Annotated in this window: 27 protein-coding genes and 2 pseudogenes; 5 read left to right on the plus strand and 24 right to left on the minus strand. The window is 36.6% G+C overall.

The genetic code is table 11. The features are described from left to right. Positions 1-145 precede the first annotated feature (145 nt). Positions 146-502, plus strand: coding sequence for a hypothetical protein (locus tag WAZ07_RS11840; RefSeq protein ID WP_336472620.1), 357 nt, complete (start codon positions 146-148; stop codon positions 500-502). 64 nt (positions 503-566) lie between these two features. Here the strand turns inward: WAZ07_RS11840 and WAZ07_RS26245 are convergent. From WAZ07_RS26245 to WAZ07_RS11865, 5 genes and pseudogenes are all read right to left on the minus strand, one after another. Beyond that, a pseudogene (locus WAZ07_RS26245) lies at positions 567-1,148 on the minus strand (hypothetical protein). Next, positions 1,145-1,357, minus strand: coding sequence for an AP2 domain-containing protein (locus tag WAZ07_RS26250; protein WP_413788885.1), 213 nt, complete (start codon positions 1,355-1,357; stop codon positions 1,145-1,147). The pseudogene WAZ07_RS26245 and the gene WAZ07_RS26250 overlap by 4 nt, the downstream one beginning before the upstream one ends. Further along, complete coding sequence (locus tag WAZ07_RS11855; protein ID WP_336472623.1) at positions 1,357-1,815, minus strand: HNH endonuclease; 459 nt, start codon at positions 1,813-1,815, stop codon at positions 1,357-1,359. The genes WAZ07_RS26250 and WAZ07_RS11855 overlap by 1 nt, the downstream gene beginning before the upstream one ends. Positions 1,816-1,863: 48 nt before the next feature. Beyond that, complete coding sequence (locus WAZ07_RS11860; RefSeq protein WP_336472624.1) at positions 1,864-2,349, minus strand: hypothetical protein; 486 nt, start codon at positions 2,347-2,349, stop codon at positions 1,864-1,866. Positions 2,350-2,521: 172 nt separating this feature from the next. Then, positions 2,522-3,073 carry a dUTPase gene (locus WAZ07_RS11865; RefSeq protein ID WP_336472625.1) on the minus strand — a complete coding sequence of 184 codons (552 nt, stop codon included), beginning with the start codon at positions 3,071-3,073 and terminating at the stop codon, positions 2,522-2,524. 89 nt (positions 3,074-3,162) lie between these two features. Here WAZ07_RS11865 and WAZ07_RS11870 point away from each other — a divergent pair, with 89 nt between their 5' ends. Then, positions 3,163-3,879 (plus strand): hypothetical protein, encoded by a 717-nt coding sequence (locus WAZ07_RS11870; protein WP_336472626.1) that lies wholly within the window; start codon positions 3,163-3,165, stop codon positions 3,877-3,879. A gap of 30 nt (positions 3,880-3,909) precedes the next feature. Here WAZ07_RS11870 and WAZ07_RS11875 read toward each other — a convergent pair whose 3' ends face one another. The 3 genes and pseudogenes from WAZ07_RS11875 to WAZ07_RS11880 form a co-directional block, all read right to left on the minus strand. Beyond that, entirely contained in the window at positions 3,910-4,746 is an 837-nt protein-coding gene (locus WAZ07_RS11875) for a crossover junction endodeoxyribonuclease RuvC (protein WP_336472627.1), read from the minus strand. Between the two features lie 73 nt (positions 4,747-4,819). After that, positions 4,820-4,900: pseudogene (locus WAZ07_RS26400) on the minus strand (RtcB family protein); the annotation flags it as partial. Between the two features lie 52 nt (positions 4,901-4,952). Beyond that, complete coding sequence (locus WAZ07_RS11880) at positions 4,953-5,240, minus strand: hypothetical protein (protein ID WP_336472628.1); 288 nt, start codon at positions 5,238-5,240, stop codon at positions 4,953-4,955. 128 nt (positions 5,241-5,368) lie between these two features. Between WAZ07_RS11880 and WAZ07_RS11885 the strand changes: the two genes are divergently transcribed. Beyond that, positions 5,369-6,043, plus strand: coding sequence for a hypothetical protein (locus tag WAZ07_RS11885; RefSeq protein ID WP_336472629.1), 675 nt, complete (start codon positions 5,369-5,371; stop codon positions 6,041-6,043). 46 nt (positions 6,044-6,089) lie between these two features. On the opposite strand, the gene WAZ07_RS11890 is transcribed toward WAZ07_RS11885, so the two are convergent. From WAZ07_RS11890 to WAZ07_RS11920, 7 genes are all read right to left on the minus strand, one after another. Continuing rightward, complete coding sequence (locus WAZ07_RS11890) at positions 6,090-6,746, minus strand: P-loop NTPase family protein (RefSeq protein ID WP_336472630.1); 657 nt, start codon at positions 6,744-6,746, stop codon at positions 6,090-6,092. Between the two features lie 274 nt (positions 6,747-7,020). Next, positions 7,021-7,563 (minus strand): DUF723 domain-containing protein, encoded by a 543-nt coding sequence (locus tag WAZ07_RS11895; protein WP_336472631.1) that lies wholly within the window; start codon positions 7,561-7,563, stop codon positions 7,021-7,023. A 14-nt stretch (positions 7,564-7,577) separates the two neighbouring features. Further along, complete coding sequence (locus WAZ07_RS11900; protein WP_336472632.1) at positions 7,578-7,964, minus strand: hypothetical protein; 387 nt, start codon at positions 7,962-7,964, stop codon at positions 7,578-7,580. Next, positions 7,961-8,113, minus strand: a complete 153-nt coding sequence (locus tag WAZ07_RS11905) for a hypothetical protein (protein WP_336472633.1) — start codon at positions 8,111-8,113, stop codon at positions 7,961-7,963. Before WAZ07_RS11905 ends, WAZ07_RS11900 begins: the two co-directional genes overlap by 4 nt. After that, a complete protein-coding gene (gene fbpA, locus WAZ07_RS11910) occupies positions 8,110-8,277 on the minus strand; it encodes a Fur-regulated basic protein FbpA (protein WP_336472634.1) in 168 nt (55 codons plus the stop codon). Before fbpA ends, WAZ07_RS11905 begins: the two co-directional genes overlap by 4 nt. Positions 8,278-8,353: 76 nt before the next feature. After that, positions 8,354-8,761, minus strand: a complete 408-nt coding sequence (locus WAZ07_RS11915) for a hypothetical protein (protein ID WP_336472635.1) — start codon at positions 8,759-8,761, stop codon at positions 8,354-8,356. A 321-nt stretch (positions 8,762-9,082) separates the two neighbouring features. Then, positions 9,083-9,421 (minus strand): helix-turn-helix domain-containing protein, encoded by a 339-nt coding sequence (locus WAZ07_RS11920; RefSeq protein ID WP_336472636.1) that lies wholly within the window; start codon positions 9,419-9,421, stop codon positions 9,083-9,085. A 298-nt stretch (positions 9,422-9,719) separates the two neighbouring features. On the opposite strand from WAZ07_RS11920, the gene WAZ07_RS11925 reads away from it, so the two are divergent. Further along, positions 9,720-10,856, plus strand: coding sequence for a site-specific integrase (locus WAZ07_RS11925; protein WP_336472637.1), 1,137 nt, complete (start codon positions 9,720-9,722; stop codon positions 10,854-10,856). Between the two features lie 58 nt (positions 10,857-10,914). On the opposite strand, the gene WAZ07_RS11930 is transcribed toward WAZ07_RS11925, so the two are convergent. The 4 genes from WAZ07_RS11930 to WAZ07_RS11945 all read right to left on the minus strand — a co-directional run bounded on the left by WAZ07_RS11930 (position 10,915) and on the right by WAZ07_RS11945 (position 15,989). Further along, the gene (locus WAZ07_RS11930; protein ID WP_336472638.1) at positions 10,915-14,004 is read right to left on the minus strand and encodes an SMC family ATPase; all 3,090 of its coding nucleotides are present in this window, start codon (positions 14,002-14,004) and stop codon (positions 10,915-10,917) included. Continuing rightward, the gene (locus tag WAZ07_RS11935) at positions 14,001-15,158 is read right to left on the minus strand and encodes an exonuclease SbcCD subunit D (RefSeq protein WP_336472639.1); all 1,158 of its coding nucleotides are present in this window, start codon (positions 15,156-15,158) and stop codon (positions 14,001-14,003) included. Before WAZ07_RS11935 ends, WAZ07_RS11930 begins: the two co-directional genes overlap by 4 nt. Positions 15,159-15,180: 22 nt before the next feature. Next, a complete protein-coding gene (locus tag WAZ07_RS11940) occupies positions 15,181-15,420 on the minus strand; it encodes a DUF2584 family protein (RefSeq protein ID WP_090911530.1) in 240 nt (79 codons plus the stop codon). 308 nt (positions 15,421-15,728) lie between these two features. Continuing rightward, positions 15,729-15,989 carry a hypothetical protein gene (locus WAZ07_RS11945; protein ID WP_090911532.1) on the minus strand — a complete coding sequence of 87 codons (261 nt, stop codon included), beginning with the start codon at positions 15,987-15,989 and terminating at the stop codon, positions 15,729-15,731. A gap of 452 nt (positions 15,990-16,441) precedes the next feature. Between WAZ07_RS11945 and WAZ07_RS11950 the strand changes: the two genes are divergently transcribed. After that, positions 16,442-17,494, plus strand: coding sequence for an enoyl-CoA hydratase/isomerase family protein (locus tag WAZ07_RS11950; protein ID WP_336472640.1), 1,053 nt, complete (start codon positions 16,442-16,444; stop codon positions 17,492-17,494). A 76-nt stretch (positions 17,495-17,570) separates the two neighbouring features. Here the strand turns inward: WAZ07_RS11950 and WAZ07_RS11955 are convergent, their stop codons facing one another. The 5 genes from WAZ07_RS11955 to prpB all read right to left on the minus strand — a co-directional run bounded on the left by WAZ07_RS11955 (position 17,571) and on the right by prpB (position 24,902). After that, positions 17,571-19,031: a CoA-acylating methylmalonate-semialdehyde dehydrogenase gene (locus WAZ07_RS11955; protein ID WP_336472641.1), complete on the minus strand. Its 1,461-nt coding sequence runs from the start codon at positions 19,029-19,031 to the stop codon at positions 17,571-17,573. 44 nt (positions 19,032-19,075) lie between these two features. Continuing rightward, complete coding sequence (locus WAZ07_RS11960) at positions 19,076-19,966, minus strand: NAD(P)-dependent oxidoreductase (protein ID WP_336472642.1); 891 nt, start codon at positions 19,964-19,966, stop codon at positions 19,076-19,078. Positions 19,967-19,982: 16 nt separating this feature from the next. Beyond that, a complete protein-coding gene (locus tag WAZ07_RS11965; RefSeq protein WP_336472643.1) occupies positions 19,983-21,692 on the minus strand; it encodes an acyl-CoA dehydrogenase family protein in 1,710 nt (569 codons plus the stop codon). Positions 21,693-21,830: 138 nt separating this feature from the next. Next, positions 21,831-23,591: a sigma 54-interacting transcriptional regulator gene (locus WAZ07_RS11970; protein WP_336472644.1), complete on the minus strand. Its 1,761-nt coding sequence runs from the start codon at positions 23,589-23,591 to the stop codon at positions 21,831-21,833. Positions 23,592-23,993: 402 nt separating this feature from the next. Continuing rightward, complete coding sequence (gene prpB, locus WAZ07_RS11975) at positions 23,994-24,902, minus strand: methylisocitrate lyase (protein WP_336472645.1); 909 nt, start codon at positions 24,900-24,902, stop codon at positions 23,994-23,996. Positions 24,903-24,909: the final 7 nt, after the last annotated feature.

The following is a 24,909-nucleotide window of genomic DNA, read 5'->3' on the forward strand; positions in this document are numbered from 1 at the left end:
ATTGATCCAAATTAAAATTTATTTTTTAAATTTTATGGGAACTTTAAAAAATCCATTTATTCGTTTTTCAAAAGAGAATAAACAATCATTGATTAGATTAAAATAAACATCGTCATTAAAAATATTAAAATCAGGAGTGATAAAGATGCCAGTAAATGATGAAACGTTAAGACAAGTCACAGATAGAATTGTGGACACGTATAAAAGATTTGCGTTAGGAAATGAAGGATTCGTCCATGTTGACAGATTTGATGTTCATTACCCTGAAGTTGACTTCAAAATTACAGTGCGCGCTAGAGAAACCGCACGTGATCCTTTATTCCGTAGAAGACATACCATTTATAGTATTACTTCAGATGTAGAAGGTACGATTGATTTAGAGAATATTCAAAATACAGCAGATAAGTTAACACTAACTATTCATACACCAGTAGGTAACCCGTCTCTATCGTTAGAGGATGCAATAGAATTAGCTACATTTATAGCTACAGCTTTAGCGTAAAATTAGTATCACGAGTAAAATAACAAACGAGTTACCTTACCTAATGCCTTAGGTAAGGTAACCTTCAAATAACTTTCAAATCGTCAAAAGCATCTGCCATAATCTCACGACTGCTAACCGGCTGCACTCCTAATTCCCGCATAATCTTATCGAACTGATCGTACGTATGCAGTAACTCTCCGTCGTTACTTACCTCGTAATCTACCGAAAACCCATCGATATGACTTTCCGTTTCATGCTCTAGGTCTGCTTCGATGAATGAATCGCCTGCTTCTCTCGCCCTAATAATATGTAAGTTATCCGATGTGTTTACTCGTATAATTATAAAACCTTCGTCCTTTAAACGCTTATACTCATTGGGCTGCCTTACTCCATTTACTAACATCTTGCCTACTTCCGTCTGCTCAATAGATTAGAAAGTCTTACGCACCCAAATATCCGGATCAATCTCTCGCAACCACTGACCAAACTTTTGATAGTAGGCACGTGGTTTGGGATTACGTGGGATATGCGGAAACAGTCGATGAAACTCGTCCTTTAACACCGCTGAAAAGTCGAACTCTTTAAACCCATATATGAAATACGCATACCAAGCAAGTTTGGATTTCCCTGAACGTGCTTTTCCTGTAAGTGCTAACTTAATCATACAGACATCTCCCTCTTAATTAAATTTAGCTTTGCCTTTTCGCCAAACAATTCTATCGCTGCCTTGTTATATGCTTCAGCCGCATCTATTACTGACTCAAAATTACCAATATGTTTCTGTTTATAATTTCTAACAATGGTTGCTCTCCATGAATTACGTCTACCATCCCAAGTTACTCCTCTATATCCAGACTTATTATTCCGCTTCACTATAGGTCTGCGTGGCTCCCTGGGTACTTCATTAGGGAAATTAAGACGTGCAAATTCCCATAGTGTTTGTCAGCATAATAATCATAGGCACATGCGACTTCTTCAACCCTATCAAACGCGCCACAATAATACGATTTACCATCCAGTCTAATATGGACTTGCCATTTATTATCTCGCCTGATATAACTCACACCTTTATAGCAACTTGCATTATCTTTTCCGAGGATTTTGTTTAGAGAGTTTTCTCCTTGAGTACATATTCGTAAGTTTTCTTTTCTATTGTCCAATTTGTCTCCATTGATATGATCTACTACCAAATCTTTTGGAGGTTTCATTATCTGACGATGCATACCGATACTCTTTTTCTTTCCGTTTTCATTCCAATCTCGCCATGCGTAACCACCCTGTGTAACATACCATTTATACTGTGACATTTCGCTGTAATCATCGTCTGACACAAGAGCGAATTCCCCTTTTCCGTACTTACCTCGTAGAGGATCTTCAAATTACTCACGCCCTTTCGTAAATGATTCAACGATTAATTTAGCAGATTCGATGTCTATAACGTTGATGTTTGCGATGTTAATCGTAATGTTTGGCAATGGTTTTGCCCCCGCTAATTCATTTACCTTTTCGTCAAGAAATATGATATCTTCACGTACTAGTTTAGCGATTTCTGATTCTTCAAGCTCGTCAACTTGCTCGGTTGTTTCTTCGATTGGTTTGACAATTACAAACTCGTCTAATCGTAAATAATTATCCCCACCTTCTCGGTCGACGAACATTACAGCACATACGTCGCTAGGGTCAAGATTCTTAATCACAACAAGCGAATGAACTTCACCCTCTTCGTAATCATCTCCACCTCCCCAAGCGTTTACGATTAACACTGTATCCCCAACCGCTGGTTCTTTCGTTAACTCATGATATCTCTTTCCGTCAACCTCGTAGATATTTCCGTCTTTACTTTCGTATTTAATAATTTCCGTCATACTAAGAACCTCCTTGTTTAATAGTTCTAAAAATTAATAGAGAAGCGTAAAATTTATTGAGGTGATATAAATGAAACAGTATGATTTTAAAACAAATGAAAACTACACTTTCTTTGACCTATGTGTTGAAAACACTTTTATAATCCGAGTTGAACATCTAGTTGGTGATAAATTACAATGTACTGAGGGATACATAAGTGGTTACCATCCTGAAATTGAAATGTTTACTGTAAAAGGAGAAGATAGCCATGATCGTACAATCCCTATTAGAAATGTTGAATGTATTACGTTTATAGATAAACTCTAAGCCCGTATAACTACGGGTTTTATTTAATTTCGGCTTTCTCGAAATCAAATTCGAGTGTCCTTCGAGCGCATATCCTTCTTTCGTACCTGTTCCGTCCTGCCTTGCGTGATTCTCTTGATTTTTCTCTAGGTAGATACGGTAAATATCTTCCGCTGATAAACCGCATTTAAGCGATAGACTAATCAAGAAATGCCACATATCAATTACTTGACCTTGTAATGCTTCCTTATCGATTTCCTTTTCGTTCTTCCACCACTTCCAATTCCCTTCTCGACGAATTTCATCAATCTCACTTTCCATTGCAAGCGTGATACCTACAACCCATTCATCGAGTGACTTGTCGATGTTTCTTTCAGAGATGATTCGATTATCTAAATCGGATTGTAATTCGAATAGTTCGTTTAATTTGTCGCTCATTGTACGTCCTCCCTTTAAGGTGTTTTAAATATATTAATAGTTTCATTACATAGATTTGATTTATAATATTTTCGAAGGATGGTAAATTTATGAAAAAGAACATTGATAAAGTCGACAAGTCTAATAAAAATATTACAATTCAATATGGTGACAGTTATTATAATTGTGAGCTAGATACACATATTAGAAAATGCCCAAAATGCAAACATGCAATAGTACCTGAAGAATTAAATAACACCATATTCAGAGATAAGAACACTGGTAGCCTAAAGCTTTCGTTTACGTATTTATGTTCTAATTGCTTTGACACGTTTATATGTCAATATATGTTCGTTTATGGGATTAATAAGGGTCACATCAATCCGGCAACACTACAATATATAGAGCCTAAAGGCCTAACAGAAGAAATTTTCAGTGATATAATCGAGGATATATCTCCTGAATTTATAGATTTTTATAATCAATCCTTAAACGCAGAACAAATGAATTTAAAAGCTATTTCTGGTCCAGGATATAGAAAGTCATTAGAATTTCTTATTAAGGATTTCGCTATAAAAAATTATCCTGAAAAGAAAGATATAATAGAAAAAACTCCTCTTGCACGATGTATAGATGATTATATAGATAATCAAACAATAAAAGATGTTGCAAAGGCTGCTGCATGGCTTGGTAATGATCAAACACACTACAAACAAAAACACAATGATAAAAATCTAGAAGGCCTTAAACTCTTTATTAAGCTAACTATTAGCTGGATTGAACTAAACGAAAATACTAAAATAGCTAAACAGTTCATTTCACAATAGTGGGTATTTTTAAAAAATAATTTAGAATATTTATTCTTTAATAATCCCTTTATCGAGTAAATACGCTAGCCCTATCGCACACGCGTCGCTTTCATCACTCGTCTTAAACTCACCCCACTCAACGTAACGCCTCACGCCAGCCTCGACCTCTTCCTTCTCCGCCCGTCCCTTACCGAGTAGTTTCTTTTTAACGGAAGCTTGTCCGATGCTATCATCGACCTTCAATCCGAAATCATTTAATGCACGATCCACCGCATTCCAGGCACTAAACACCGTATAATTCGTATGTGGTATTTTACTAGCGAATCCCTCTCGAACTATCAAATCGTAAGGCGCGTACTTGCGTATGAACAAGTGCGCCCATGACTCGATATGTTTAGTGCGGAGTGCTATCGGTTCGGTTGATTTCGTTTTAACGTGTGATACGTCGATTAAGAGAGGCATTCTGTTTATCACATCGATTACCGAAATGCCTGGCTGGGCAACCAAGTGACGTGTCGATAGCGAGTGTGCGGAAGGCTTTTTCGTCCCAATATACGGAGCTTTTTTTACGTCTGATAAACTCGAACGCTTTACTCGATTGACTTGCGTTTGAATCTCCTCATACTCTTCGTCACTTAACGACTGAGCACACGCTGTTTTGAAGTTGTTGAACATCCATCGTTCTACATTCAGTCTTGGTGGCTGCTTCTTAACGGACTCAACAACACTAGCAAACTTGTCCAACACTTCGTTACGCATCTCATCCGTTACCGCAATGCCGAACGCTCTGAAATCCGGGTATTTCATATAGTCCTCTTCGCTCATATTCCAGGCTTTCTTCGATGCGTTCACATAAAGTACGATATAGTAATCTAAGTCGTACATTGCCGTGTTCTCTTCATCATCGTTATCTGGTCATTCATATAATTCGTACTTTCTTCTTGTACGTAACTTTCGTAACAATTTGACCTGCCGCTGTTTCTTCAACGTTATTCGTAAATACCTTCGCTTCATTGTATTTCCTTTGTAATTTCAACATATCGTATTCCCCTTTTCCTATATCTGGTAAATTGTATTAATTATACATTAAATTATACGTTTATAGTCCTAACCGCCCGCATTCTCTCCGCCATTTTACGCTTCTGATCCTCGCTATATGTGCGCAATCGTTTCATACTGACGTTCTTCTCCTGTAACGTACATTTCACCGCTAATGGTTTACCATCGTCATCACTTTCAATAAATGTAACGTTTTCCTCTCCGACCAAATCTACTAATTTACCAATGTGTTTAGGAACGCAAGAATATGCGCTCCATTCCTTTACTACGTTGTCGAATACTAATACCGTTTCTTGTTCTTTCGTTGAATATGCGGTCATTCCATTTCCTCCTAATATTAATTTATATTATATACCTACTATGCTATTGTAATATTTCCTCTTTTCAGAAATTTTAATATACTTTAAAATATTTATAGAGATAGTAATTGACATAGGAGGGAAAATTGGTGACTTTATATACTGCACTATTAAAAGATTCTCGTAAAAAGGTTAACTTAAAAACCTATTTAACCAAGCATAAAGATGAACCTATTATATGCCCCGTCTGTGAAGTTGATATCCGTGTAGATGCTGAACAATCCCTTGTTAAAAGCGCCTACTTTAGGCATCCTAGCAACTCAATTTGTCCAACAATTAAAAAGAATCGCGTTGATTATTCTAATTCATTAAGTTCTCAAATTGATAGGGAGAATGGAGAAAAAATAATCGAATACGTAAAAAACCATTCCTTTGATATTTTTAATAAATGTACTACTTTAGCTGACGGCTTATCAGTATCAGAGTTCAGAGAATTAATAAAAATTGCTAATGATAAGAAACTTTGGTATCAACAAGGTCTAACCTCCCTTTATATCCCTTATGTTCTTCTGACTTTCAAAGACAAATTCAAAGAATCAGAAGGTGGAAAAACAAGAAATGATGACTTTTATTTTGTTTTAGAACCATCAGTCCAAACACTGGAACAACTATGGGGTAAATCAACAAAAATAAAGCAAAACATTTGGAAAATATACTTGTCTGAAGGTAAAGATTTACAAGATTATACAATCCAAGAAGATTTGATTTCACCGGAATGGTTTTCTAATACTCAATCCTACATCAACAAATTATTAGAAGTTTAATAGTCTTGGCACGCTATAATAACCATTCAAAATGGCGTGCCTTTACTCATCTCCGCATCCCCCTCTTCGAATCGCCCTCGAACGGCAACACCACGCATAAATCTCGTACTCTATCGTACAACCTACGATCAAACACGCTTTCCAACTCGTCGATAGGAATGTTCGAAGTGTATACCGTAGGTAATCCGTTCGTTACCCGATGGTTTATCACCGCATGTAAATCACCTCGAAATGCCTCGGTCGCACTCCGTACTCCAATATCGTCGAATACTGCGAAAGGTACCGTCTTTGCGTTACTCATGCGACGGTAGTATTCTTTTGCCGATTTCTCAGCAACTTCTTTCGGTATGTTTGACCGATTAAATTCGTTAAATAACGTTTGCCATTCGTTAACATCTAAGAAATATCCAGGTACCTGCAACGATTGCCTATTTTGTTGCAAACTACCGATATAATGCCGTATAAGCCACTCGTTTAAAATAACGGCTGCTGTCGTCGTTTTCCCCGTTCCAGTTTCTTCGGAAAACAAATACATCGATTTGATCTTGTCCTTCGGGTCCGTCGACTCATTCACCTCAAACTGCCGTGAGAAAGTTATTACATACGCCTCGATAGATTTATAGACTTTCGACTGAGACGATCGTACAGGCGAATTCTGTAACATTAAATGACGGTATTCTTTCGGTAAGTTGGTCGCTGCCATACGCCCACCGTTACTGTTATAGCCGTGTAGTGCGATGTACGAGTTACACTGACGGTTGCATGATTCGCTTTGGTATAGCGAACAGTGAGAAGATAAAATACACTACATTATACCGCTACTTCCTTACGGTCAATACGCTCCTTCTCAAATCGTACTTTATACGTTCAATCACTACGTCCGCATCTTCTCCGGCTAATATAGCGCCACATCTACGTAAATCTAATCCGATTCCGTGCGGACAATTTTTATAGCAATGTTCTTTAATCGCTCCGATCTATGGTAAGTCTCGATTAGGACAATCGTAGCAATACGTATTTAAAAGTCTCGAAGTCTCTTTACGTGCTTCCTGACGTTCAGCTTTCGTATAATTAATTGGTTTTAAATGTGCCCCTGACCGTATCTTACTACTGCTTTCATGACCGCATTGTGGGCACCCATGCCCACGTTGTAGATGAGCGAATGATATCGAAAATATTCTGTCTGGATGATGCGGACACTCATAACGCATTTTTGCGGTAGCTTTAACGTATTCTGTTTCGAGTAGGTTGTAGCCGCGTGCTTCAAATACGCTCTTGACGTAATCAAACGAATGTTTCGCATCCTCCGCCCGCTTTTCTATGCTGCAATAACGGCAACCACTACCTTGTTGTAAAGCGTTGTAAGTTATCGATAACGCACGATCCGCATGGTACGGACATGTATAACGCATTTTTGTAGCTGCGGTTTTGCATTCCGTTTCTAATAACGTATAGCCTTTCGCTTCAAATTCCACCTTGACTGTTTCGTATGTCAAGGCGCGTCGTCCTCTTTTACTCATCGTGATCCCTCCGTTTATAAATAATCAATAATTTCTTCCGTACTTACTTGTGTAACCTCTACTTGTCTCTGTAACCTCGCTTCTTCCCTACATAATTCATCTAATACTCTCGGTAACAACCGCCCTCGTATATACGAATACATAAGCGCGTAATTCAGTCCGGGATACTCCCGCGTCGGCTTATAGTCGGCAAAACATGCGTCGATGAATCGTTTCAAAACTACCTGGTTATATTCCGCAAGTGACATCTTCAACATTCGCCCTTCCATTGTGTAACTGCGAGTGACGTACGGGATTCCGTAACGCCCTTCATGTACGTGTTTTAGGTACTCTCGGAATGTTGTTACGTTCCACTTTCCGATTGGTAGGTTGCGAAAATCTTTCGTTGATATTCGAGTCATCTCGTAACCTCCAATCTCTTAAACTCGATATATTTATCGAGCATATATTGTGAAATATAACCCTCACGAAAGCCATCACATCTAAGCGACTGAATCTTTTCTGTTAATGACATTCCATGATGCGCTTCGAACCAATCTCCGAATCTCATTTCGTTCCCTCCTCGTCAAATAATAAGTCCCTTCCAAATAACCGCGCGTGTAATTCCTCGTTAGACGCCTGCCATAAGTCCCGTCCGTCTTCCGTTTTGAATACGTTGCGACGGATTAGCGCTTCGATGTAGATTTCTTTCAGTAAAAAATCGTGTAACTGCATTGCTCCTCCATTTGTATTAACTGATAAAAACGTCCGTAAATTCTTCGATAAGTTTCTAGCTATTTGACCGTAGAATCTACGTTAGTGGTTTCTTTTTACCGACAATATCATCCGCATATATTTCGAAGTCTCCATCTAGCTTTCTAATGCGGTACTTACGATCATCTAAATTCTTTCTCTTTTCACGAATCGCTAGCATATGCTCTTTCGTTTCCTGTAGTGAGTCTAACGCTATCTTAAGTTCCTCCCAACGATCTTTTATTGCACGGCGTTCTGTACGGACTTCTTTAAGTTTTTTCGCTAAGTGATAACCTCGTACAGAACTGAACGTCTCTAACTCAACGATATGAAGCAAGTCTATTTGAACCCATTCAATGTGTTTTAATTGACGGTCGCCTTCGTTGAATACCGCTTCTAACGGTGCTATCTCTTTGTCGAGGTTCGCTAGTAGTCGTTGTAATCTACCTGCCGTTATATCTTTCATCGTAAACACCTCACATTAAACATACTTTTATATGTTTGTTATCGTGTTCCATATAAAACTTATTTTTTATCATCTGAAAATTTGTTTATATTTATAAAACATTTCTCTCTTTTTTAAACCTTACAACTTCGCTTTCGCTCGTTGTATCTTATCATCTATTAGCGGCGTTCTTTTAATAAGTAATTATCGTCGAATATATTAATGAGGAAGTTTATTTCAATAGAAATAAACTTCCAGGTTTGGGCTCTTAATCTTTTTCTTGTTAAAAGATAGTTCTTGTTAGTGTGAACTACAACCATGTGTGGAAGTTACCATGTATGGTTACACGCCACTTGGCTCTAATGTCTCCGGCTCATTTCCGAATATCGCAAGCTGGCTAATCGGTAGAATCGTATAAACCGTATTCTCCCACTGCTGCGTGCGTTCATGTCTTCGTCTTTCCTTTATGACTAACGGTTTACCTTGCCAACGATACTCACATAACTTTTTAATGCGCCTATTAGCGCTCTCACGACTTATATTAAGACGTTTAGCTATCATGTCTTGTGTTGGGTAACATTCACCATCTTCGTCCATAAACGATGCTAGAACACAAAGTGTCGTCCATCTTTCCGGACTTAAGTCTGCTATTAAACCGGAATGTACAGCGTCAACATACATTTTTAGAAAGATGCGCGTTTCTCACTTTCCACTCGTTACTAAATATTCCGTTTGGGCTTCGATTGATACTAAGTTGTTATTTTCGCTCACCCGTTCCCACCTCCGTGTAATGCCTTGTGAACTCCTTACACTTACTATGACGCGTGACTTTTGAATCTCGCGCACTTTTTTCGAAAAAAATAATTAATTGACGTTTTTCTACTTTTTATCCCCTATACAAATTGTGACTACAGCTTTAAAATACAGTTAATGGAAGGCATATTTCTCTTTCTTGTGACTTTTAAAGGAGGACATAAGATTGAGTGGTACAGTAAGTAAAAACAAAAATACAGGTAAATGGGATTTTGTTTTCGCTATTAAAGACCCTATGACAGGAAAACGAAAACAGGTAAGACGTAGAGGATTCGATTCTAGACGTGAAGCAAATGAGGAGATGACGCTTTTAAAGGCCGACTATCTTAACGATGATTTTCTTAAACTATCCCACATGTCATATGAAGTATTTATGGAGCAATGGTTTAAAGAAAGGCAGAATCAACTTCAAAAAACTACCTTTCGAGCAAATTATACGTACTATTTGAATATCATAAAGCCTCGTCTTGGTCATTTGAAAATGAAAGAAATCACAACCATGCATCTTCAACACTATATCAATACATTGATTGAGGAAAAGCGTTATTCAAAAGGTACAATAAATTTAACTTTTAGTTTTATAAGAACATCTTTGAAAAGAACGAAGATACTTAAATTGATTAAGGATAATCCAGCAACAGATGTTGTTTTACCTAGAATTTCTAAAACTGAAATGGATGTTTGGACATTAAATCAGGTAAATCACTTTTTGAGGGAAAGTAAGAAAATGAAGAATGCTACCAGGTTTCATATTTGTTTTTCAGTAGCAATATTTACTGGCATGCGTCAAGGTGAAATTTTGGAGCTACGATGGAAAGATGTCGACTTTGAAAACAATAGAATTTTCGTTAGACAAACGTTATCCGAGCGCGGTGAATTAAAATATGGAACGAAAAATAAAACGAGTATACGCACGATCCATATTCCGCAAATTTTGGTTGAAGAACTAAATTCCCATCGTAAGCTTATTGAATACGAAAAAGAAAAAGTCGGTGATAAATACACCGACTTAGACTTAGTTCTACCTTCTAAATATGGAAAACCATTGGATTCACATAGTATACGTAGATCATTTTATAATGTAACTGAAAAACTCGGACTACCTAAAATACGATTCCATGACTTACGACATACACACGCTACTCTATTAATACAACAAAACGTTAATGTAAAATTAATATCGGAACGTTTAGGTCACTCCGATATTGGAACTACGTTAAATACGTACAGTCATGTGTTACCTGATATGCAACGTTCTGTAGCTGAAAAACTTGACGAAGTATTCGAAAAGTGTGACCGCTAGTGTGACTCGGACTTAAAAATCGTTAAGAACGATGGGTAAAATCGACAAGAAATCGTATCTATTTCACCACAAACCTCGTCTTACTACATCCATCTTTCTTCTTCATTACTTCCAGCACTGCTGGCATTGCACTCTTCAGTTCTTGTACGTGCGAGATTACCCCAATGAAACGGCCTGATTTTTGAAGGTCAATTAAAGCATCTACCGCTTTCGTTAATGATTCTTCATCTAATGAACCGAAGCCTTCGTCAATGAACATTGTTTCAATTGAAATACCGCCTTCATATGATTGGATGATATCGGCCATACCGAGTGCTAGGCAAAGCGATGCGTTAAATTTTTCGCCGCCGGATAATGTTTTCACATCACGTGTTTGCCCTGTATAGGCATCATATACATCTAATCCTAAACCGCTTTGACGATTTCGTTTTTCGACGCGTTCACTTCGTTTTAAGTAAAACTGTCCGTTCGATAGTTTACGAAGTCGTTCATTGGCTACTTGAACAATTTGCTCTAAATATTCTATTAAAATGTAACGCTCAAATGAAATGCGACTTTCATTGTCACCTTTCATCACCTCATATAAATCAATGAGCTCTTGGAATGCTGTTTCTTCTTCATGAATTTGTTCATCAATGCGACGAATATTTTCATGCAGATCGGAAATATATTCATTGGCACTTTTCGTACGCTGACGTTGTTCTTTTATAATATCAAGCTGAATTTCTAATTCTTTTAACTGTTCTTCTAATTGCGTTAACTCAATCCATTCTTTTCCACGGAGCGCCTCTGTTAATTCTTCAATTTGTTTTGTTAATACTTCGAGCGCTGAGTAATAAGATTGAATGTGCTGTTGTAAGCTCATTCGCTCTGCGTCTGATAATTTAGCTTCAGTGTATACTTGCTGACTCGCAAAACCACTTGCTTCAAGTTCTTTCATGAAACGTGCATATTGTTCTTCTTTTTTCTCAGTTCTTTGTATAAATTGTCGCTGCGCTTCCTTATACGCTGCTTCCACCCGAATTTTTTCACTCGTAGAGCGCTGAAATTCATCTTGTGCTCTTTGCCATGCTTCTTGCAGACGATGAAGTAAAGAAGCTTTTGCTTCGTATGCTTGTTGCCACGCTTCTAATGTTTGCATCTCTGCTGGAATTTTTTCTTTGTCATTTTCATACGCTGTTCGCAATTGAATCAATTCTATTTCAGAGCGATGCAATTTTTCTTCTACATCACGTTTAGCCCCCTGCAATTTATCTAATTGTTCGTCTAGCTTTTGCAGCTGTGGTGAAAGTTGTTTACGTTCTTCTTCAGTCGCTTTTAAGTCATTTACTTCTGCAGCTAATTGTTTTCCTTGCTGGATTAATGTTTGATACGCATCTCCTAGCTCTAGTGCAGCATATCCACGACTCTGCACTTCTTTACATAATTCTTCATATTGCCCTTTATAAAAATTACATTTTTCTTCTATTTGAACAAACTGCTTTTCAGCTTGTACTTTTTGTTCACGAAGACTATTTAACTGTTCTTCATCAATGGACAGTTCTTGTTCAGTCGCTTTATTCGGGTGAGAAGTACTGCCACAAACCGGGCAAGGTTTACCATCATGTAAATGAATCGCTAACTGACCAGCTTGTTCGTTTAACCATGATTTCTCCAAAGCTTCATACGTTTGCTGAGCAGTATTCATCTGCTTTAAGGTACCTTTTCTTTCCTTCTCATATTTTTGCACTTCTTGCCATACTTGGTAAGTATCTTTTAATACTTTTGCATCTTCACGCATACGACTTAACTGCTCTGCTTTTGTTATATATTGCTCAAGCGCTTGTTCCATCTGTTTTAACTTAGCAGAAAGCTGTTGTTTTTGTGCACTACCGAATTCTTGCTGCTCCTCTAATTTGCTCATCTCAAGCTTAAATTGCTCCTTTTGCTTTTCTGACGCCGCTAATTTTAGTTGTTTATCAGCAAATGTGGCAATAACCTCTTTTAATTCTTCTAACATTTGAATGTTTCGCTTCGTTTCTTCACGGACTGTTTCATTGTTTTTTTCTTGTTCGTACTGCTGCTCTGCACGTTCATAAGCTAATACTAGTTGTTCTTGTTTAGCAGCCGTTTGTTTCATATATTGCTCAGCTTGCTCTGCACTTTGAACTGCTTCATCATACCACTGTTCAAACGGTAATAACCGGTTTGCTTGCTCAGCTTGTTTCAATTGTTGTTCTTTCACTACAATAGAAGGACGTTCTTGTCCTAATGTTTCATAACGATTTTGTTTTGTTTGCAAATCTTGTAATCTATCATTCAAAGCTTTTGCTTCATGATAACCTGTTTCTGCTTCTTTTAATTGCTTTAACTGCATGGATTCTTGTTGTTCTAATTGCTTTGCTTGTTCTCCATAAAAATCTATTTCTTGCCGAAGTACTTCTACTACTTGATGTGTATTTACATGTTCTTGATTTACTAATATCTCAAGTAATGTACCGCCACGTATAGGAAGCTTGAAAACGTTACGAAAGTACAATTCACGTTCTTTTTGCTTTTCTTGCAGAACATCTTTCCATTCTTTACGCTTTTGATCTAATAACTCTCTCATTAATTTATATCGATCTGTTTTAAAAATGCGGCGTAAAATTTCCTCTTTATTTTCTGTTTCAGATGTTAACAGTTTACGAAATTCACCTTGTGGAAGCATCACAATTTGACTAAATTGATGCTTACTAAGACCAATTAAATCTTCCACTTTTTTGTTTACATCCGTCACGTGAAAACGATCTACACATGGAATTTGTTCGTTATCAACAACTTCATAAAATTCAATTGCATGGCCCGTAATCGTTTTATTTCCTTGCTTTTTATGACCAAGTTGCCTCTTTATACAATAAGTTTTTTCTTTTAATTGGAATAATAATTCAACGCTTGTATATACGCTATCATCAGCAAATTGACTACGAAGCATACTCGTATCATTGCGTTCCTCTCCACTCGCTTCTCCGTACAGCGCATAACAAATCGCATCAAAAATCGTTGTTTTTCCTGCACCTGTATTTCCAGAAATCGCAAAGATTCGATGTTCGCCTAATTCTTTAAAATCAATCGTTTCTTGCTGCTTATATGGACCAAACGCTGTCATAATAAGTTTGATAGGTCTCATGCTCTCTCCCCCTCTCGCTCATGAACTGTCTTTAATACTTCTAAGAAGAGGCGTTCTTTTTCTTCTGATAACTCTGACCCTTTCATTTCTTTATAAAAAGCTTTCACAAGGGAAAGATCATCCATTCTATGACGTGAAGTGACTGCAATATTTTCATTTGCTAATTCTTTTCTTTGTATAACACGCTCTACATGCATTGCATTCGGATAAACAGAACGAATCTTTTCCATCGGCTGCAATACAGGATTTTCATCTAATAATTTTACAAATACATAGTCTTCGCAAACAGATTGTTTCAACAATTCATCAATTTTTGCCTCAACCGTTCTCATTTTACGCTTTGGTGTTAACGATCGTTTCTCAAGTGTTACTTGTCCTGCTTCATTTAATTCAACAATGTAATACCCTTTTTTATGATGCTCTTCCGAAATAGAATAAGCGAGCGGAGAACCTGCATAGCGGATTGTCTCATTTCGTACATAATGCGCCTGATGTAGATGTCCGAGCGCTGTGTAATGAAAAGCATCAAAATAATGACTGTTTACATATTCTGCTCCGCCAATGGATAATGGTCTTTCAGCATCACTTGTATTTTCTTCTGCTTCCCCTGATGATGTTACAAAAGCATGTCCGATAAAGACATGACGCGCCTCTTTATCCATACTTTCCGATAACTCATTCATAAAAATACGCATCGCATCGTCATGACTACGAATGTCCTCATTTTTCATAACATGACGAACGATGCTCGGATCAACATATGGGACTAAATGAAAATGTACTTCTCCATATTCATCCTGCATAACAACAGGCTCATATGGATATTGAAATTGTCCGACGATGTGTAAGCCTTGTTTCTTCATTAAACTACTTCCAAAATGAATACGATCTGGACTATCATGATTTCCCGCTATCGCTAGTACTGGTGTTTGTAATTCAATTACAATTTTTTGTAATGTTTCATTTAACAAATCTACCGCTTCTGTCGGCGGGATGGCACGATCGTATAAGTCTCCTGCAATAATAACAGCATCTGGTTTTTCTTCTTTCACTGCTTGTATAAATTGTTCTAAAACATAGCGCTGATCTTCTGTCATATAAACACCATGTACAAGCTTTCCTAAATGCCAATCGGCTGTATGAAAAAATTTCATCTTTCCCTTCCTTTCTTTTCTATTAATTCACAGATTGAAGTGAAATAAGTTGATATAACAGCGTCGTTCTTCCCTCTGCCCATTCCACTTTCTTTACAACGGCACTTCCAACAAGCTCTTGTCTTGTTTTATACACCGGCAATATTTCATCAATAACAAATAAATGATATCCTTCTAACACTAACTGAAATATATTATCTTCTGTATGTAATCGTTTCTCGGTTTCATTTGTAGTAATCTTTGTATGCATTTCAAACTTCATGCAAAAACACCCCTTTTTTATGTCTCTATTTTCATAGTATAGTGGGTATTACTGATTGACAAGAGAATGAGTAAGAATGGTATGACTTCCCTAACGAAAACTCATTTGGCTTCTACCATTATTCATTTGTAGTATGAGAAAAGTGACAACAGAATATAAAGAAAAACTTTTATCATTATTCTTTCCAGTCCATACCCAACTATTTTATATTTCTAAAGGATTTATTTCTATCGATTTTTTATTTTCTTTTTATTACGGTATGTGAAATTAAATATTACTTTAAAATAAAAGTGCCATAAATGGCACTTTTATTTTTGTAAATAATCCTTCATTACAACGTACAACACAATGAATAATAACACTGTCATAAAAAACCATGAAAGAATTGCAACGTAATTATTTTCAGTTAATGCAAAACTAATTGCAATTGTTAAAATGAAAATTGGAAATACCAATCGTACTTTATCTCGCACAGTATCTTGCTCTGTATCTTCTTGATGAAAATAAAAAGTTAAACCAACCATAAGAGAAGACAAAATAATGACTGATAATAACAAAAGCCCTGGCATTCCAATCTCCCCTCCCTCTACTTTCTTAGGGTACATTAAGTAAACATTCTATATTTAGTAAAAATAAACTTATCAACAAACCTAAAAACGAAAATAAGACCAAAATATAGAAAACTCATTATATCAATTTATTAAAACCTTTATTATAAAAAATTGCAAATCATATCAATTAATCGTTAGAAGTTTTATTCCTTTTTCTTTTATAAAATCCTTCCCAAATATCTCTCCAAAAAACGCATTACTATTAAAGATTATGTCTATTTTCTACAGTATATTCATTTGCTCTTCATTTTAAAACAAAGAAAGACATGTGGTATTGCAGGATTAAAGAAAAAAAACAAGAAATTTATATATAAAAACGCAATTTCTCTGTTTTTTTACAAAATGTCTATTTGTTTATACACTGACACAACTTGTGAAAACAAACAGAGAATGATAAAGGAGGATATATTATGACTGATCAAGTTCTATTTTCAGTTAACAAAAATGGAGTAGCTACCATTACGTTAAATCGCCCAAAAGCATTAAACTCCATTTCTTATGAAATGATAGGACCAATTTCACAAAAATTGAAAGAATGGGAAATGGATGATCAAATTCATCTTGTCATTATAAAAGGCGCAGGTACGAAGGGACTTTGTGCCGGTGGTGACATTAAGACTCTTTACGAAGCTCGTTTACATGACTCTGCCCTGCAAAAAGCCGAGCAATTTTTTGAAGATGAATTCCAATTAGATATGCTCGTTTATAAGTTTCCTAAACCAATTGTCGCGTGTTTAGATGGCTTTGTTATGGGCGGAGGAGTTGGGCTCACTTACGGAGCTAGTCATAGAATTGTAACTGAGCGAACAAAGTGGGCGATGCCAGAAATGAATATCGGCTTTTTCCCTGATGTCGGATCTGCTTACTTTTTAAATAAAGCGCCGGGCTATATAGGACGTTACTTAGCATTAACAGCTTCTGTCATTAAAGCCCCTGATGTACTATATATAAATGCTGCAGAATTTTACATGACAAGCGAAAAATTGAATGCTCTTCTTACTCATATTGAACAAGTAGATTGGCATGCAAAAGATATCCATACATCATTAACAGAGCTAATCAATGACTATTCTGAGCTTCCTACTACCGAAAGTGAACTATCATCGTTCCAATCAAATATTGATAGGCATTTTTCTTATTACACTGTTGAAGAAATTATCCATTCTTTAGAAAAAGATGCAAGCCATTTTGCAACGCACACAAAAGAAACAATGTTGTCAAAATCACCTTTCTCTTTAAAGATAACTTTAAAACAATTTATTGATGGAGAAGAAAAAACATTAGAAGAGTGCTTTGCTACTGATCTTGTACTCGCTAAAAATTTTCTGAAACATGAAGATTTTTTCGAAGGAATACGCTCTGTTGTCATTGATAAGGACCAAAACCCTCAATATAAATATAAGCAATTAGAGGATGTTTCAGACGAGGTTGTGAACAGCTTTTTCAGCCTTCTAAGAAGCTAATTATATCAAGTGAAACTTATACATTTTATTTCAAATAAAAAGTGTCCAATACCATGGACACTTTTTTACATTCTTCTTAAAACCAGCGTTCTGTCACTACTTTTTTACGTGTATAAAATTGTACACCATCTTTTCCATTTGTACCTAAGTCACCGTAGAAAGAAGCTTTATTTCCTGCAAATGCGAAAAATGCCATTGGAGCTGGAACGTTTACGTTTACGCCAATCATCCCTGCATCAATATTATCACGGAATGTTTGTGCGTGTTTACCACTTGACGTATAAATGACTGCACCATTTGCAAATTTTGATTGGTTTGTAAGCTTAATTCCTTCTTCTAGATCCTTTACTCTCACAATGCTTAATACTGGAGCAAAAATTTCATCTTGCCAAATTTTCATATCTTGATTCACACCATCAAAGATTGTTGCTCCAACGAAATACCCTTCGCGGACTTCTTCATTAATTTTACGGCCATCTACTAATAAAGTAGCTCCATCTGCTACACCGCTATTAATATAGCCTAGTACACGCTCTTTATGAGATTCACGAATTAATGGACCTACATAATTCTCTTCATGGAAACCATCACCGACTTTTAATTTACGCGTTTCTGATACAAGAACATCAATGAATTCATCAGCAATTTCATCAACTACCGCTACAACAGAGCATGCCATGCAGCGCTCTCCACTGCTCGCAAATGCAGAACCAATGACACCTTGTACTGTCTTTTCAATATTGCAGTCCGGCATAACAATTGCATGGTTTTTCGCTCCTGCAAGTGCTTGTACTCGTTTTCCATATTTTGTTCCTGTTTCGTATACATAGCGTGCAACTGGCTCAGATCCAACAAATGAAACAGCTTGAATATCTTTATTTTCTAAAATGCTATTTACAACATCTTTTCCACCTTGTACTAAGTTTAAAACCCCTTTTGGGAAGCCCGCTTCATAGAATAATTCTACTAGTTTTTCTGCTAAAAGCGGCGTTCTTTCAGATGTTTTTAATACAAATGTATTACCACAAGCGATTGCTAATGGGAACATCCATAGTGGAATCATCATTGGGAAGTTGAACGGCGTAATACCGGCAACAACTCCAATTGGGTATCTCCAAATTGAACCATCGATTCCACCTGCAATATTTGGAAGTGCTTGCCCCATCATTAAATTTGGTGTTGATGTTGCCAGTTCTACAGCTTCAATTCCTCGCTGCACTTCGCCAGTTGCATCTTTTAATGTTTTACCATTTTCTAATGTAATAATGTTTGCAAGCTCATCTTTGTTTTCTTGTAAAAGTTGTAAATATTTATATAACTGTCTTGAGCGATTTGGAACTGGTACTTTAGACCATGTTTCATATGCTGCTTTTGCAGCTTCAACAGCACGATCCACATCTTCTTTTGGAGAAAGTGGAACATAAGCAATTATTTTCCCAGTCGCAGGATTCGGAACAGCTTCCACTTCTGTGCCAGTAGATTCTACCCATTCACCATTAATATGATTTTTCACGCGTTTAATTTCTGTTGTGATCATTGTATTCGCTCCTTTTTATTTTTTATATTTGCTAGTATTCATTGTTATTTATGACTAGAGGTTAATTGTTCACTTACCTTTTGATATAAAGCAGCCATGTCTTTTTCACCATATCCTGCTTTACCAGCTTCATCATACAAATTCAAAAGCATTTCACTTACTGGTAAGTGAAGCTCACTTTCTTTTGCTAAATCAACTGCAAATCCTAAGTCTTTCTTTAGTAGATTTACAGTAAATCCTGGTTCATAGTTTTCTGGCGCAATAAAGCTTTTATAATTGCGCTCATAAATTCTACTTTGTCCATAACTCACATTTAAAATATCAAACATTTTATCTAAATCCATATTGTTTTTCTTTGCTAATGTCAGAGCTTCACTAACACCCGCTGTATAAAAACCAATTAATAAGTTATTAATCAATTTTACAGTCGTACCACTATCAATTTTCTCACTCACATGAAATATATTTGCTCCCAATACTTCCATCTCTGGTAAACCTTTTTCATATACTTCTTTTGGTCCACCAACCATAAAAGTTAATGTGCGGTTTTCCGCTCCAATCACTCCGCCGCTAACCGGTGCAGCCAAGAAATCAACTTTTTTATCCTTCGCAGCATCTGCCAATCTTTTATTTAGTTGCGGAGCTACTGTGCTTGTATCAATTAAAACAACATTCGAATGACTATTCTCAATTAAACCTTCTTCTCCAAAATAAACAGCTTCAACAGCTCGCGGTGACGGTAAACTTGTAAAAATCAAATCACATGTTTCTGCTAATTTTCTAATTGATAAACCGATGATTCCTCCTTCTTTCTCGAAGGAAGCTTCAGCCTCTTTATTTAAATCGACTCCATATACCGTATAATTTGATTTAACTAAATTTTTAGACATTGGAAGACCCATATTACCTAAGCCGATAAAACCAATCTTTTTCATACTGCTCTCCTCCTATTTAAACAATATATTTCCCGCGATTTATAATCGTCTTTGCGATTTCTCTCTTTTTCGTAAACAAGTTCGTGTATAGAGGTACTGACAGTTGACGAATTTCATCTAGAATGGCGTTTCTAGTTTGCTCTTCTTGCACCGCTGCAGAAAGAAGAACAATTGCTGCTGATTCTACTTTTCGATATCCTTCTTCACAAAGCACATCCGTTATAAACTGTTTTGTACATTCTTTTTCTTCACCATTTTTACTTATCGCTTTCTTTGTACGTAAAAATGCCGATTCCATTACATATACATCTTTCAACATGTCTGCTAGCACGCGTGAATATTCTTGTTCTTGTTCGATTTTTAATTCAGGAGTTTGAGATAGCGTTTTCAAAGATTTCTTCAATAATTGTTTCGATAATAAAATATAACGATGATTTCGTTCTACATTTTCAAATTTATCTTTATCTACTTGGTCCCCTAGTTGTTTCGTTTGTTTCATTAACATTTTCGCAACTGTTAAGCGGTTAATTTCATTCGTTCCTTCAAATATACGGCTAATTCTAGCATCGCGATATAATCGTTCTACTTCATATTCTTGCATATAACCATAACCACCATGAATTTGTACCGCTTCATCCACAATGTTTCCAAGTGTTTCTGAAGCATTCACTTTGTTGATCGCACACTCCATTGCAAATTGAGACATTTTCTGCATAATACCTTCATCACTCGCATGAATTGCTTCATCAATTACGCCTGCTGTTCGATAAGCTGCGCTCTCTGCACCGTATGTAGCGATAATCATATTTGCAATTTTCTCTTGAATCATCGTGAAATCAACTAATTCTGTTTGAAACTGTTTTCGTTCTTTTCCGTATTGAACAGATAAGCCAATTGCTTGCTTTGCTGTTCCAATATTTCCGAAAGCAAGTTTCAATCTAGCAAAATTGAGAATATTAAGAGCTACGTGATGTCCCTTTCCTACTTCCCCTAGTACATTTTCAGCAGGTATGATGACATCCTCTAAAATCAGTGTCGCAGTTGAAGAACCTTTAATACCCATTTTCTTTTCTTCTAGGCCAATCGAAACGCCTTCACATGTTCTTTCGACAATAAATGCTGTCATTCCTTTATTTGTCTTTGCAAACACAACATATACGTCAGCCATATGAGCATTTGTAATCCACTGTTTTTCACCATTTAATGTCCAAGCTGTTCCTTCTTCGTTTAAGACAGCACTTGTTTTTGCACTTAATGCATCAGATCCAGCATTAGGTTCTGTTAAAGCATAAGCTCCAATCCATTCGCCTGATGCAATTTTAGGTAAGTATTTTTCCTTCTGATCTTTTGTTCCGTAGTATATATATGGCAGAGTTCCTACTCCAGCATGAATATTAAAAGAAACACTAAAGGCTCCTGCATATCCCATCTTTTCCGCCACAAGTCCAGAAACTGCTTTCCCTAATTCAAATCCACCATATTCTTCGGGAACCTCTATACTCAACAATCCAAGTTCTCCAGCCTTTTCAAACAACCTGCGGGAAACTTGATAATTGTGCTGCTCGATATTTTCAATTTGAGGAACAATTTCCTGTTTCACAAATTGTTCTGTTGTTTTTGCGATTAAATCTTCATCACCTGAAAAATCCTCAGGTGTAAAAAAGATTGTATTAAGCTCCTGATTCAGCGAAAAAAATTCTTCCCATTGCAACTTTGTTTTCTCCATCTGTATCCCCCTATCATTTCAGTCTTCATTTTATTTATATGCAAAATCTATGCCAATCTAAAAATTGATAGAACAAGGGCAAAATGAAAAGAAAACGTAAAACTGTCTAGACAGTTTTACACTTGATATAACAATTGTTTAGATTTTGAATCTTGACAATTTATTATAAAGGGTCGCCCTAGAAATCCCTAACAATGCCGCTGCTTTTGACTTATTTCCTTTTGCTTCTTTTAAAACGCGTTCAATTAATCCTCTTTCTTCCTCTTCACGCACCACTTTCATTGCTTCTTGTTTTGCTGGTAAAGACTGAATCATAGGTACTAATTTCTTCTGCTCCATATCCCGGTAATAAAATTCTTCTGGTAAATCCTTAGCCTGTATATGTGCATCATCTGATAGTGCAAATAGCCTTTCTAACACATTGATTAATTCCCTGACATTACCCGGCCAATTATAATGGAACATAAGGCGTAATACCTCTTTATCAAGTGTCTTTTCTTCGGCACCATACATTTGACATAACTTTTGTAAATGTTCTTCAACAATGAGTGGTATATCTTGTTTTCGAAAGCGAAGCGGTGGAATATGAATCGGAATAACATGAAGACGATGATATAAATCCTCTCTAAAGGTACCTTCTCTAACCATTTGTTTTAAATCTTTATTTGTCGCTGTGATTAGCCTGAAATCAACAGGAATTGGATGTGTACCTCCTATTCTTTCTATTTCCCTTTCTTGTAAAACACGTAAAATTTTCACTTGCGTTAATAGTGACATATCGCCAATCTCGTCTAAAAATAATGTTCCATGATTTGAAAGTTCAAATTTCCCTGCCTTCCCATTCTTTTTCGCACCTGTAAAAGCACCTTCTGCATAACCAAACAATTCAGATTCTAGTAAATTATCAGGAATCGCAGCACAGTTCACACTAATAAATGGACCGTTTTTTGTTATACCGGTATCATGTATTGCACGTGCAAATTGCTCTTTACCAACACCGCTTTCTCCAGTAATTAATACGGATGCTTTTGATCCAGCTGCTTTTCGAGCCATTTTTTTCGTTTCAGAAATTGTTTGACTTTCTCCAAGAATATCTTCAAATCGAATCTGCTTCTTTTTCGGTTTAGAAAACGTTGGTTTGATTGCCCTATCCTTTTGATCAAATCGTTCTAGTATTTTATAAATATCTGAAATCCCTTCATGAATAAGCATCCCTACAGCACCTATCACTCTTCCCTGCTTCCAAATTGGCATCCGGTGCACAACTAGATTCTGTCCTTGCAGACGGTGCACTTGATTTCTTTCTGGTACTCCTGTTTTTAATACAACTGGAAGCCGCGTATTCTCAATTACATTTTCAGCGTGCTGCCCTATTGCTTCTTCCTTCGTAACACCGACAAAACGACTGTACGTATCATTGAACATTTGGATAACTCCATTTTCATCCACAATTGCAATACCTTCGTATGCAGTATCAAAACAAAGTTTAAACCATTCTATCATTTGATGTGCACATTCGATTTCTTGAACCAAATCTTTATGAAAGGCTAATAATTCCTTATTACTGAACACTCCTTTAAGCTCTCTGTTTTCTTCGCAAGTAACGTAAAGTGGAATATTCTCTAACTCGCTTAATGAAAACTCTTCCCTTACGTTATAGAAAAAATGTCTCAGTATAGTGACAATCGGTTCATCCCACTCTGAATGATCCTCTAACCACTTTACACAATCAATTAGTTTCACAACTCCAATCACATGATTATTTTCTAAAACAGGGAGTTCTGTGCTCTCTGATTCAGCTAGTATTCGTAATGCTTCTCGAATTGTATTATCTTTCCTCAAAATGTACGGGTCCTGCTTCATCCAATTTCGAACAGATTCATATTTTGCAGCCATCATAACTGAATTTCCCTTCCTTTAGAATGTCTATACTCCTCTTTTCCTATCTGCATAACATGCTAATGCTTTTCTACCGTGGAAAAAATATTATGATAAAATGCAACTACACAAACGAGGATTTCGTTTCTTTTTCGTCAAAAAACTTTTATCAATCTCATTCTTACTATCCGTTAATATGACAAAAAAGCGATGATTCATTTCACATCAAGCAGGTGTTTTTGCTAAAAATGTGTATCATCGCTTTCTTATTTTATCTCGCTATTTTGGGGCAGTAAGACCCTCATCCCCACGATTCAGAATAGAGTGAGGAAGATAGATGGGCGACAACTGCTGGCATGCACCTGATTGGTTCAACTAACTAGCAGTAAGGGGATGCCTCCACTGCTGGAAGTTTCACTTCATCTATTGTCCTTCAGATAAAATTGTTTTTGCAATTCCCTTATCTAACTCCTCAAAGTCATGATAAGAAATTGTTTCATATAATTCACTTCTTGTTTGCATATCAGAAAGCCCTTCTTTTTGCGATCCTTCTTCTTTTATGAGCTGAAAAATACGCTCATAAGCTTTTGCTGCTACGCGAAGAGAAGTCACTGGATATATAACCATTTGATAACCGATATTAGCGAATTCTTCGGCAGTATAATACGGTGTTTTCCCAAATTCAGTCATATTAGCAAGTAAAGGTACCGTTACTTTTTTTGTAAATAAACGAAATTCTTCTTCTGACTGCAAAGCTTCTGGGAAAATAGCATCTGCACCCGCTTCTATGTAAGCAATTGCTCGCTCAATCGATGCATCTAATCCTTCAACCGCACGAGCATCCGTACGAGCTACAACAACCATCGATGGTGCTACTTCTTTTATAACTTTAATTTTTTGTTGCATTTCTTCAATAGAAACAAGTTTTTTCCCATTTAAATGTCCACATTTTTTAGGGAGTTGCTGATCTTCGATTTGAACAGCAGCTACATTTGCTTCCATCATTTCTACAGCAGTTCTTGCTACATTTAACACTCCACCAAACCCTGTATCAATATCGACAAGAAGAGGTAAATCCGTTGCTCTAACAAGATCTCTTGCTCTTTCAGCCACTTCAGTAGATGTTACAATACCTAAATCTGGTAAACCCTTACTTGCTGTATAAGCAGCTCCTGATAAATAAAGAGCTGAAAATCCAGCATTTTTTGCAACAAGAGCAGCCATCGCATCATGCGCACCAGGAATTTGCAAGATTTCAGGTGCTTCTACTAAAGTTCGGAATCGATTGGCAAGTTCTTCTTGTGTTGACTGTTTATTTACAACCCAAGCCATTCTTATT

Source organism: Bacillus bruguierae (assembly GCF_037104725.1).
GTDB lineage: Bacteria > Bacillota > Bacilli > Bacillales > Bacillaceae_G > Bacillus_A > Bacillus_A bruguierae.